Annotated in this window: 7 protein-coding genes; all 7 read left to right on the top strand. The window is 40.5% G+C overall.

The features are described from left to right. A partial coding sequence (locus AAEY98_RS21875; RefSeq protein WP_351019637.1) for a type I secretion C-terminal target domain-containing protein occupies positions 1–3,032 on the top strand: 3,032 nt, incomplete at its 5' end. 83 nt (positions 3,033–3,115) lie between these two features. Next, entirely contained in the window at positions 3,116–5,293 is a 2,178-nt protein-coding gene (locus tag AAEY98_RS21870; protein WP_101087234.1) for a type I secretion system permease/ATPase, read from the top strand. After that, positions 5,290–6,672, top strand: coding sequence for an HlyD family type I secretion periplasmic adaptor subunit (locus tag AAEY98_RS21865; protein WP_101087235.1), 1,383 nt, complete (start codon positions 5,290–5,292; stop codon positions 6,670–6,672). Before AAEY98_RS21870 ends, AAEY98_RS21865 begins: the two co-directional genes overlap by 4 nt. A 21-nt stretch (positions 6,673–6,693) precedes the next feature. Beyond that, positions 6,694–8,103 (top strand): TolC family outer membrane protein, encoded by a 1,410-nt coding sequence (locus AAEY98_RS21860; protein ID WP_101087236.1) that lies wholly within the window; start codon positions 6,694–6,696, stop codon positions 8,101–8,103. Beyond that, positions 8,103–8,708: an OmpA family protein gene (locus AAEY98_RS21855; protein ID WP_162022189.1), complete on the top strand. Its 606-nt coding sequence runs from the start codon at positions 8,103–8,105 to the stop codon at positions 8,706–8,708. Before AAEY98_RS21860 ends, AAEY98_RS21855 begins: the two co-directional genes overlap by 1 nt. 86 nt (positions 8,709–8,794) lie before the next feature. Beyond that, positions 8,795–9,445, top strand: coding sequence for a transglutaminase-like cysteine peptidase (locus AAEY98_RS21850; RefSeq protein ID WP_101087238.1), 651 nt, complete (start codon positions 8,795–8,797; stop codon positions 9,443–9,445). Between the two features lie 7 nt (positions 9,446–9,452). Then, on the top strand, positions 9,453–11,375 hold the full coding sequence (locus AAEY98_RS21845; RefSeq protein WP_101087239.1) for a bifunctional diguanylate cyclase/phosphodiesterase: 1,923 nt from the start codon (positions 9,453–9,455) through the stop codon (positions 11,373–11,375). The last annotated feature ends 705 nt before the right edge of the window (positions 11,376–12,080 follow it).

The raw sequence follows: 12,080 nt of genomic DNA, 5'->3' as shown, positions 1-12,080 counted from the left end.
ATGGCGTTTACACCTTTACCCCTGCCAGCAATTACAATGGCGCGGTGCCGGTTGTCACGTACACCTTAACCGATGGCGTATCTACAGACACCTCGACCTTGAGCTTAACGGTCACGCCGGTGAACGATGCTCCAGTCATTGACGATTACACCTCCACTATCAATGACTCCATTGCAAATGGCACTAATGTATATAACGTTAACGAAGCGAATACCGGAAATGATACTGATATAGACGGTGACACGTTGTCTTATTCTTTTGTGCTTGCTAATGGATCAAATAGTCTAATAAGTGAAGATGGTGCATTTATCATTAATGCTCAAACTGGCGTAATTTCAGTTAATGACACAACTAAAATTGACTACGACAATGGCAGCCAAATTAATTTAACGGTTAAAACAAGTGATGGCAGTTTAACTGATACCGCAATTGTTACTTTTGATCTTAACAATGTTAATGCTAATGATGACCTTCCTGGTACATCATTTAGTGTGACTTCAGGTGCAACTAACGCTTGGACAATTCCTCAATCAAACGGCCAGAGCTTAATGAAAATATCAGCTCGTACAGCTGATGGCTCAATGGGTGTAGTTAACATTGAATCTGGTACTAACAAACTCGGTGTCGCAGGCTCACCACGAACTTCAGACCAAATTGCCGGACAAATCGAATATGATTCAGCTACCGCGACATCTGAATCAATTGTGATTGACTTTAATGGTTTAGTTAATAAGGCGACATTTAGTGTTTCAAACATGTTCTCTAATGAAAATAATGGTGAACAAGGTGTTTGGAAGGCTTATTACAATGGTCAATTAGTTGCAAGTGAAACGTTTAAGACGACTTCAGGTGACGCAGGTACTTTCAGTATTGATACCGGTAATATTGTCTTCGACCAACTGGTATTTGAAGCAACTAAAACCATTAGTGAAGCAAATGGTGGTGCAGCATTAACTGACTCATCTGATTATTTCCTGACAAATGTTGCCGCATCTGGTCCTGCTATTATGGGAACCTACTTAGTGTCGGAAGATGGTGTATTGACCATTTCTAACGCAAATCAAGGTCTACTTAACAATGACTCTAATGACCCTAATTACTTTGCTATAGATGCCCAAGGGCATACATTTGCTCTAACAGGTGTAAATGGTTCAATAGTTACAGATGGTCAGGTAGTTATATTACCAAGCGGCGCACTGCTAACTATTCACAGTGATGGTACTTATTCTTATGACACAAACGATTCATTTGAAGCACTGACTGCAGGGCAACTTGCAACGGATACCTTTACTTATACAGTAACAGATCAATATGGCGCGACCGACACAGCGACAGTGACGATTAACATTGTTGGAGAGTCTGATTCAGGCACTGTTTATGAGAAGTACACTGGTAATCCTGGCAATGATGTGATTAAAGGAACCGTAAATAACGATATTATTGTCAGTGATCAACAAGGTTTACAGATTGTTGCTGGAGAAAATTACAATATAGCCTTTATTTTTGATACTTCAGGCAGTATGTCCGGTGTTATTGCTGAAGCTAAAACGCAATTGGAAGCGGTATTTGAGTCTCTAGCAAATAGCGCAACAAGCTCTCATAGCGGTATTGTAAATGTGTTACTGACTAACTTTGCATCAGGCTCAAATTACTCTGTTTCAGTAAATATGGACGACTCAAATGCGGTCCAAACACTGCTTACTGAATTAGCAAAAATGAGCGCGAGTGGTTCTACTAACTATGAAGCTGGTTTTGAGTCTGCAATAAATTGGTTTACTAGCAGCACAGTGTTAAATAATGTTGGAAATAATATTTCTTACTTCATTACTGATGGTTCACCAAATGCGCAAACAATTGATACTAATACTTCAACAGTATTAATGAGTTATGATGTTACGACCAGTAGCTATCAAACCTTAAGTAGTTTGTTGACCTCTAATAACTATTCTAAAGGCCAAGTCATCAGCATAGATGGTCAAGTCGTTGTCAATGCTAGCGGTGCAGTGTATTCACCATACACAGGCGCTAAAATTGGCCAATTAAGCTTTAACACTGATAATAGTGTTAAAAGCTTTACAGACAATGGAACAAATACAACCGCACAGGCGCTACATGCATTTAACTTACTCGCTGCAGTTTCGGAAGTTGAAGCAATCAGCTTAGCAAGCGCTAACGGTAGCACTACGGTTAATGAAGCCAACTTGAAGCTATACGATACAGACGGCAATGTTCGTGCGTCGATTGATGTATCTGATTTATCAAGCATCATCACAGGATCTGAGACATTACAATCTCAAGGTGATGATAATACAATTGGTAATCAAGGTAACGACATTATCTTTGGTGACTTAGTTCGATTTAGCGGTTCATCAGAGCAAGGGTATGTCGCTTTACAAACCTATGTTGCAGATAAAACGGGCCAAAACGTTGGTGATGTTGATGTAAGAGCAGTGCATGATTACATTCGTGACCATGTAAATGAGTTTAATATCAACAACCAAAATGATGGTAACGACATTCTTGATGGCGGTATTGGTGACGATATTCTGTTTGGCCAAGGTGGCAACGATGTTATCTATGGTGGTGAAGGTAATGACGTTCTTATTGGCGGCCTAGGTAATGACACTCTGATTGGTGGCTTGGGTAACGATACCTTTGTATGGTCTAAGGGCGATACTGGTACCGATACGATTAAAGACTTCGAAGTCAATAATGACTCCCTTCATATCAGTGATTTATTGCAGAATGAACAGAACGGCGATTTAGATAACTACTTAGATTTCTCGTTCAGTAATGGCAGCACGACAATTTCTATCGATGCCGACCATAATGGTAGTATTGACCAAGTTATTGTTCTGGATGGTGTAGACCTGTCGCAAGAATACGGTAGCACCACAGACGGAGTGATCATTAATGGTTTACTTAATGATGGTGCACTCATTGTAGATACTGCAACCGTCAACCCTGCTCCATCGCCAGGAACCAGTCATGCTGATCTATTTGATCAACATAATGGAAATATTATTCCTTAATAACAACAAATTGACTGCGTCACATAGTATTATGTGGCGCATATTTGATTATTCTAACAATACACATTAAGGACAATGATTAGGTGCCTATAACTGCGTCTAACAAAAGTGAGCAGTGGACGATCTCTGCTTCCCAGCGGGTAACGGTCGATCCGTTACTCGATTGTTTGGTTTTATTAACTGAACATTTTGGAAGCCCTTGCTCAATAGATTCCCTTGCGGCAGGTCTTCCTTTGTCTGGTGCAGTCATTACGCCCGATTTAATTCCTCAAGCCGCGGCAAGGGCTGGGCTATCAGCTAAATTATCACGTAAAGATTTGAATCAAATCTCTGAAATATTATTACCTTGTATCTTATTATTGAAAGATAAAAAGGCCTGTATTCTAAGAGAGATCGATCTAGAGCAAGACAAAGCCGTTATACAATTACCTGAAACGGGCGGCGAAGATACTCTGACGATTGAAGGTTTAGAAACCTTATATGTAGGTTACTTATTTTTAGTTAAACAAGATTACCGTGGTGACAAAAGTTTTGATGTTCACCTGCATGACAGCAAAACACATTGGCTACTGCAAAGTATTAAAGACTCTGCTCCTATTTACCGAGATGCTCTAATAGCCTCAGTATTGGTCAACCTTTTTGCCTTGGTTTCACCACTATTTATTATGAATGTCTATGACAAAGTGGTACCCAATCTCGCATTTGAATCACTATGGGTTTTAGCCATTGGGGCAAGTATTGCTTATATATTCGACTTTATAATGCGCCAATTACGCAGCTATTTAATTGATATAGCGGGTAAAAAAGTCGACATTATTGTTTCTTCAAAACTATTTGCAAAAGCCATTGGTATTCCACTATCTAAGCGTTCACCAAGCGTAGGAGGAATGGCAAGACAATTAGGTGAGTTTGACAGTATTCGGGAGTTTTTGACCTCTGCAACGATTACTGCGTTGGTTGATCTACCGTTTGCATTACTGTTCGTGATCATCATTTATATTGTTGCTGGCGATTTAGCTATTATTCCGGTTATTGGCAGCTTGATCATTATCGCAGTCACCTTTTATCTACAACCTAAACTGAAGCAAGCAATTGAAGAAAGTAACCGCTTTGCCAGTTTAAAGCATGGCCATTTAATTGAAAGTTTAACCGCGTTAGAGTCAATTAAAGCCAATGGTGCAGAAGGGTTAGTACAAAAAAGCTGGCAACAAATGATTGGCCATACAGCCAATTGGCAGCTCAAAACCAAAAAACTGTCTAATTATGTCAGCCATATAGCTAATTTTATGGTGCAATTAACCGTGGTATTAGTCGTGATATTAGGTGTGTATCGACTAGCAGAAAACGAAATTTCCATGGGTGGGATCATTGCCGCGGTCATGCTATCTAGCAGAGCTATATCTCCGATGGCTCAATTAGCAGGGTTAATTACCCGAGGTAATCATACCATCAGTTCACTGCGCCAATTAGACGCAATAATGGAACAAGAAGATGAGTTTGAAGACAAAGGAAACCTAGCCAGTAAAGAACGATTTATGGGAAAAATTGAAGCGGATAATATCAGTTTTAGCTTCCCTGGCTCCGAAAAACCAAGCCTACACCCTTTATCAATACAGATTAATCCTGGTGAGCGCATCGCCATTATCGGTCGTAACGGCTCAGGTAAAAGCACCCTAGCCAAATTACTACTCGGATTGTACAAACCAACTCAAGGCAGCCTGCGCTATGATGGATTAGATGCAGGACAGATTCACCCTAGCGACCTAAGACGTAACTTTGGCTATTTACCTCAAGACGTCACCTTGTTTCATGGGACTATTCGCGACAATATTTTATTCGGTTCTAGGCAAGTGACTGAACATCAATTAATAAGAGCTATCCAGCTTTCTGGTGTCAGTATGTTTACTAACTTAGAGTCTGAAGGATTAGATCAACAAGTTGGTGAAGGAGGCTTGTCACTCAGTCGTGGCCAACGACAAACCGTCGCTTTAGCCAGAGCAACATTGAATGATCCCTCGATATTATTAATGGATGAACCAACAGCAAGCCTGGATGCTAGAGCAGAAAAACAGTTTATTCGCTCAATGCAATTGGTTAGTCGCGACAGAACATTATTACTCATTACCCATAAAATGCATTTATTAAATCTAGTCGATCGCATTATTGTGTTAGAACGTGGACATGTAGTGGCTGATGGTCCTAAAGATGAAGTCCTTGCGAAACTTAATGCAGGGACAATTGCTGGAGCCCAAAACTCATGAGTAAGCATCTTACCGTAGCCGACTTAGAAATGGTTGATGACGTTTATGGTGCCATGATGACTGACGCCCCGTCAGGACATCGTCTTATCATATGGTCACTGTCCGCAATGATGGTGTGTTTTTTTATTTGGGCTTACTTCTCAGAATTAGATCAGGTGACATCAGGAACGGGTAAAGTTATTCCGTCGTCACAGATTCAAATTATCCAAAGTCTAGATGGCGGAATTTTGCAGGAAATCTATGTCCAAGAAGGGAGTATGGTCACTAAAGGACAACCTTTAGCCCGGATTGATGACACCCGATTCCGCTCCGATTTTGACCAACAAGAACAAGAAGTGTTCGGATTACAAACTAATATTATTCGCATGCGCACCGAATTAGACAGTATTATTATTTCAGATATGTCTTCAGACTGGCGCCAACAGGTCAAAATAACCAAGCAAAATTTGGTATTTCCGCAGACCATTATTGACGAAGAGCCAGAACTGGTTAGGCGTCAACAAGAAGAATATTCAATTCGGTTGGATAATTTAAGCAACCAATTAGAAATTCTTGTACGTCAGATCCAACAACGTCAGCAAGAAATAGAAGAGTTGGCCTCTAGAATTAGTACCCTTACGACGAGTTATCAATTAGTATCTCGCGAGCTTGAATTGACTCGACCACTTGCTCGGAAAGGCATTGTTCCGGAAGTTGAGCTGCTCAAACTTGAGCGCACAGTGAATGATATTCAAGGTGAATTACAATCGGTTAGGCTTTTACGTCCAAAAGTGAAAGCGTCTATGGATGAAGCAATCTTAAAGCGCCGAGAAGCTGTATTTGTTTATGCCACTGATTTACGTGCACAGCTCAATGAAATGCAAACCAAATTATCACGTATGAATCAGGCACAAAAAGGCGCATTTGATAAGGTCAGTAAAGCCGTCATAGCTTCGCCTGTTATAGGCACCATTAAAAAAATTAACTTTAATACCTTAGGTGGCGTTGTACAGCCAGGTGAAGAGATTATGGAAATTGTTCCATCAGAAGATAAACTGCTGATAGAAACCAAAATCACTCCTAAAGATATTGCTTTTTTACATCCGGGATTACCCGCTATCGTAAAAGTCACCGCATATGACTTTACTCGTTATGGCGGGCTAAAAGGAACCGTTGAACACATTAGCGCCGATACGTCACAGGATGAAGAAGGCAATAGTTTCTATATTGTAAAAGTGCGAACACAAGAGTCCAGTTTAATGAAAGACGATGGCACAGAGATGCCAATAATTCCAGGGATGCTCACTTCAGTAGATGTCATCACGGGAAAAAAATCCATACTTGAGTACATTTTAAATCCAATTTTAAGAGCGAAAGATACCGCCCTTAGAGAGCGCTAAGAAGAACCGGGAGGGTTTTTTATGACAACTATTATAAATCAACAAATAAAGCTAAGTGCTGTTGCTCTTGCTTTATCAATGTTGATAGCGCCAACAGCCTCAAGCCAGACTCTTGAGCAAGCTGTTGCACATACGCTAGACACAAACCCAGATTTACGCATTGCTTTTAATCGTTTTAAAGCGCGTGAAGAGCAAGTTAATCAAGCCGTAGCAGGCTATATGCCAACCGTAGATCTTTCTGCGGGCTATGGCTGGGAGCAAACCGATAGCCCTTCAACTCGTCGTAAAGTAGGCCAAGGTGATGTTGATAATGACGGTATGATTGATTTAGAACGTGGCGAAGCCGGTTTTAGTATCAAACAAATGCTGTTTGATGGTTTCTATACCAGTAGCGAAGTCGATCGTTATTCGTATGAAGCTAGCGCGGATCAGTGGGCATTATTTGCTGCTGCTGAAGATATGGCATTGGATGTTGCAAAGGTCTATTTGAACTACATCCGTAGCGAACAAGTACTATTACTCTCGGAGAAAAATCTCGCGAGTCATAAAGAGATTTACGATCAAATAAAACAACGCACAGATTCAGGTTTAGGATCGATAGCAGATTTATCGCAAATCACCGGTCGTCTTGCCCGTGCAAACGCCAATGTAATTTCGGCTAAAAACAATTTAGAAGATGCTCGTGCAGCCTATATCAGAATTGTTGAAGCAAAACCCGATGACCTAATTCTGCCAGTGCCTGATGCCGATATGCTACCAAAAAGCTTAGATAAAGGGCTCATGGCAGCAAAATCAAAACACCCAGTATTAAAATCAGCGGAAAGCGATATTAACGCCGCTAAAAAAGAACGTAGCTCAGCCAAAGCCAGCTATTTCCCACAATTAAGCCTAGAACTTAATGGTAACTGGAATAATGATACTGACGGCGAAGATGGCTACAGCGCAATTAGTAGCCAAAATGTTAACGGCTATAACAATGATTTAGTTGCTATGGTTCGGGTTAAATATAACCTTTTCTCCGGTGGTAAAGACGTCTCAAAAGACAGAGAAACAGCCTATAAAGTCAACGAAGCAAAAGAAATCCAACAACGCGCTTATCGCCAAGTTGTTGAGGGTGTTTCGTTAGCTTGGAATGCTTATGAAATGTTAGCCCCACAAAAACAGTTCATCCGTGAACATGTTGTGGCGTCAAAACAGACTCAAGTGGCTTATGTGCAACAATTTAACTTGGGCCAACGAACTCTGCTCGATTTACTCGATACCGAAAATGAACTATTTGAAGCTCGTAAGGATTACTTGCAAACCGAGTATGACGAAATTGCTGCTCGTTACCGAGTATTGAATGCGACAGGCGATCTACTTGACTCACTTCGAGTAACACGCCCGGGAGAATGGCGTGGTGAGCGTGAATATGAGGGAGGTGTTAAATAATGAAATATTTGATGATTTTACTCGCATTGATTACAACAACAGGTTGTTCGATCAACGATATTGTCGAGTCTAATGCTTCTACACCACAAAATTTTGATCTTGCCGACAGTGATCGTGATGGTGTGATAATGGCCCGAGAACGTTGTGCTGGCACCATCATTGGTGCTGCTGTCGACAACTATGGTTGTGGTAGCATCAAAGATATCAATGAACGCCAAGACTTAAAAATACTATTTAGTAATAATTCAGTGGTTATCGAACAGCAGTATTATAACCAAATTGAACGCGTCGCTAATATCATGAAAACCTACCCTACCACTAAGGTAAAAATAGAAGGCCATACCAGTAAACGTGGAAGCTATGAACTTAATTTAGCGTTATCTCAAAAACGTGCAAAAGCGGTTATCGAAGTGTTAGAAAACACCTTTGGTATCGATCCAAGCCGTCTTAACGCTACAGGGTATAGTTTTGATAACCCAATTGATAACAGTGGCACGCCAGAAGCAGAAGAGCGTAATCGTCGTGTGATAGCTGAAGTCACAGCCGATGACACCATTCCAGAAATGAGATGGAATATTTACACTGTCGATGAGCAAAATGACTAACGGACATACAAGGCATTGATTCTTTGAGTCGTGAAGACAGCAAAGTAACTACAGCGTTGCATAAAAGGGTCTGTCATTTTTTTATTATGGCATCGGCCCTTTTAGTTTCATGTTTATATGCTGCACCAACTCAAGAATTGAATCAGCAGCAAACCGTTTCAGCATTGTCGAAACGTTATGGCGATCGCGCAGGATTACGAGCAAATGCTTGGTTCAAAATCGTCAGTGATTCACAACAACTTGCTGATATTGATAAATTAGAAAAAGTGAATCAATTTTTTAATTTATTTCGATTCATTGATGATCAAACGCTATGGGGTGAATCCAATTATTGGGCATCGCCAATGGAGTTTATCGGGGCTAACGGAGGGGATTGCGAAGACTTCTCAATCGCAAAGTATTTCACGCTTCTTCAACTGGGTATTCCTGAAGATAAACTCCGAATCACCATGGTAAAAGCGACATCGCTGAATCAATATCATATGGTGTTAGCATACTATGAAAAGCCTAATTCGATTCCGTTAGTGCTCGACAATTTGGATAAAACCATAAAATTGGCAACGAAACGAAAAGATCTCCTGCCTGTTTACAGTTTTAACGGTAAACAATTATGGCTAAACAAAGAAAAAGGTCGAGGTGTGTTAGCTGGCTCATCATCACGCCTTGAAAAATGGACTGACCTTAAACTTAGATTAGGTGTAGAACGCTTACGCCAACCCAAACTCAACATGGAGTAGTGACAACATGACCCTGTTCAGGCAGATCTATGCGTTACTTTTCGGGCTGTTCTTGTTAACAATTGCAAGCGTAGCCTATGTACAATTTTCAGAAACCCAAGGATTCTTATCCAAACAAATGGAATCTGATCTCAACAATGCCAGTAATTCATTAGGATTAATGCTGACCCCTGTTTTAGAAGCCGGTGATGATGCCGGAGCTGAAACATTAGTCAATGTCATTTTTGAGGGCGGCTATTATCAACAAATCAAACTAACGTGGTTGGTTGATGGTAAGCAACAAGTGTGGAACAACTCTGTTAAAGTCGATAATATCCCTCAATGGTTTATCGATCTTAACCTGTTTAAAACCATTAAAAAACAAACCACGATTACCTCTGGTTGGTTACAACTTGCCACACTAGAAATTACAGCTCACCCAGGATTTGGCTATCAGGAGTTATGGCGGATTATTTCCGACATTATTATTCTATTTTCAATCTTATTTCTCATCGCCATTATATTTGCGCGAGTGGGATTAAGCTGGATTTTAAAACCCTTAAACACCCTTTCTTTACACGCTAAACAAATAGCGGCACAGCAATTTGGCCCAGATATGCCAACGCCAAAAACAAGGGAGTTAAAAGAGCTCGTCAATGCATTTAACAGTATGTCAGCCCAATTAAAGCAAGTATTTAATTCTCTTGACGAAGAAGTCTCAGCATTAAGAAAGAAAAATCTTATCGATCAAGTCTCAGGGCTGCCAAATAGACAATATATGGTCAGTAGAGTTAATGGTTGGTTAAGCGAACCCAGTACCGGAGCACTTTACTTAGTCAAAATGGATTGGCTAGAAGAAGTACATAGCAAATACGGTTTCCAAGTTCGCGATGAGACCATTCGCATTCTGGCTGAGAAACTACAACACCACCAAGATCAAATTTCTTCTTCTGTTATAGCCCGCATTGCAGCATATGAATTTGCCTTCCTTGTTGAGGACTGTGAACATGACCAGCTGGCTAAGTATTTGCAAAGCCTAATACGTACTGTTAATAAAGAAATATCTAAAGCTGGCTGTAAACCAAATGAACAGTTTTATATTGGTGTTGCTGAACGTCTAGGACAAATGACAGTATCAGACATGTTGGCTCAAGCAGATAACGCACTCCAACAGTCCATTAAAGACGACAAAGTGTTCCATTGGTTTGAGAACACTCAAAAGCAGCTGTTTACCCGTGAAGAGTGGCGCAATAATTTAAGTCATGCCATAAAGAACAAAAAATTCCAATTCCGTTGGCAGTCGATTCAGCTATGTGCCAAAGATGAAATTTGTCAGCGCGAACTATATTGCCAACTGCAAATAGGCGACACCATCCTCCATGCTGGTCAGTTTGTTCCCTATATAGAATTACTCTCATTAGGCACAATGTTCGATCGTTGTTTAATAGAAACAGTCAATGAACATCGTTTACTCGAACGCAATTATGAACGCGTCGCCATCAATCTTACTTATCAAAGTATAAGCGATGCTGATTTTCATCTTTGGCTAAAACAGTTCCTACGATCCAATAAATACACCGAACGGATTTGCTTTGAAATCCCAGAAGCAAGTGTATATAGCGATTTAGAATCTTGTGAAAATCTCTGTAAAGTCATTCGAGATTCAGGAGCTCAGTTTGGTATCGATCATTTTGGTCGCCAATTCGGTTCAATGGCTTACTTACAAAGTCTACGTCCAAATTATGTCAAACTAGACCAATCATTTGCCTATATTGAAGAGAATCAACACAACAGCGAATTATGTCGTGCTTTAGTGAATGTCGCTAAAGGGTTAGATATTCAAGTGATTGTCACAGGCATCCAAGAAGCAAACCAATTAACACGATTTACTGAACTCAGAGTCGATGCTTATCAAGGCTTTATTGTACCGCCGGTCAATGTGAAGCTCTAAGTGATATCAAAGAGTTGATCTACTAATACTAACCACTCCTCTGAGTGGTTTTTTTATCTCTGTAGAGCTACTTACAGGCGATAAACTCACTAGGGTATTAGTGGGTTAACCCAACAGCTATAACACAGTGCTAGCGCTATACAGCTGTTCTGGTGAACTCGTTCATATTTAAGAACGATACCAGTCTACTGCAATTAATTTACGACCAAGCTTGCTCGATAAGATTTAGCCATACCATGGCACGACTCTGGCAACCTGAATATCAGCGTAAAGCCTATTTAACCTGATGTGATGGTCTCCTCCCACTTCAATCATGGCACATCGATGCCGTACACATCAGGTTATTTATACCTATAGTCGCAGCAGTAATAAACGGTATCAATCCTCCAGCTATAACAGAAGGGCTATAACGTATGGTTAGCAAAAAACATACAAACGTCATTAAACATCGCATGTAGTTCCTATTAACGCCGTTAATGCAAATAGATAGTGTGAATCAATAATGTGGATAGAGGATGCAGATAGATAATGCGATCAGCATTGTTCACTTAATAAGGCAATAGTACGAATGTAATGACCAATCAAGAAAAACAAAAAGGCCACTCATTTGAGTAGCCTTTTAGTTAAATTGGTCGGTGATAGAGGATTCGAACCTCTGACCCTCTCGTCCCAAACGAGATGCGCTACCGGGCTGCGCTAATCACC

The sequence above is a fragment of the Shewanella sp. AC91-MNA-CIBAN-0169 genome, assembly GCF_040310165.1.
In the GTDB taxonomy this organism is placed as follows: domain Bacteria; phylum Pseudomonadota; class Gammaproteobacteria; order Enterobacterales; family Shewanellaceae; genus Shewanella.
Note: the sequence above shows the minus strand (reverse complement) of the source record. Positions and strands in the feature narration are given on the sequence as shown.

Excerpts from the sequence above, each read along its gene's own strand:
- AAEY98_RS21850 (WP_101087238.1), top strand. The coding sequence starts at position 8,795 with ATGGCATCGGCCCTTTTAGTTTCATGTTTATATGCTGCACCAACTCAA.
- AAEY98_RS21855 (WP_162022189.1), top strand. The coding sequence starts at position 8,103 with ATGAAATATTTGATGATTTTACTCGCATTGATTACAACAACAGGTTGT.
- AAEY98_RS21860 (WP_101087236.1), top strand. The coding sequence starts at position 6,694 with ATGACAACTATTATAAATCAACAAATAAAGCTAAGTGCTGTTGCTCTT.
- AAEY98_RS21865 (WP_101087235.1), top strand. The coding sequence starts at position 5,290 with ATGAGTAAGCATCTTACCGTAGCCGACTTAGAAATGGTTGATGACGTT.
- AAEY98_RS21845 (WP_101087239.1), top strand. The coding sequence starts at position 9,453 with ATGACCCTGTTCAGGCAGATCTATGCGTTACTTTTCGGGCTGTTCTTG.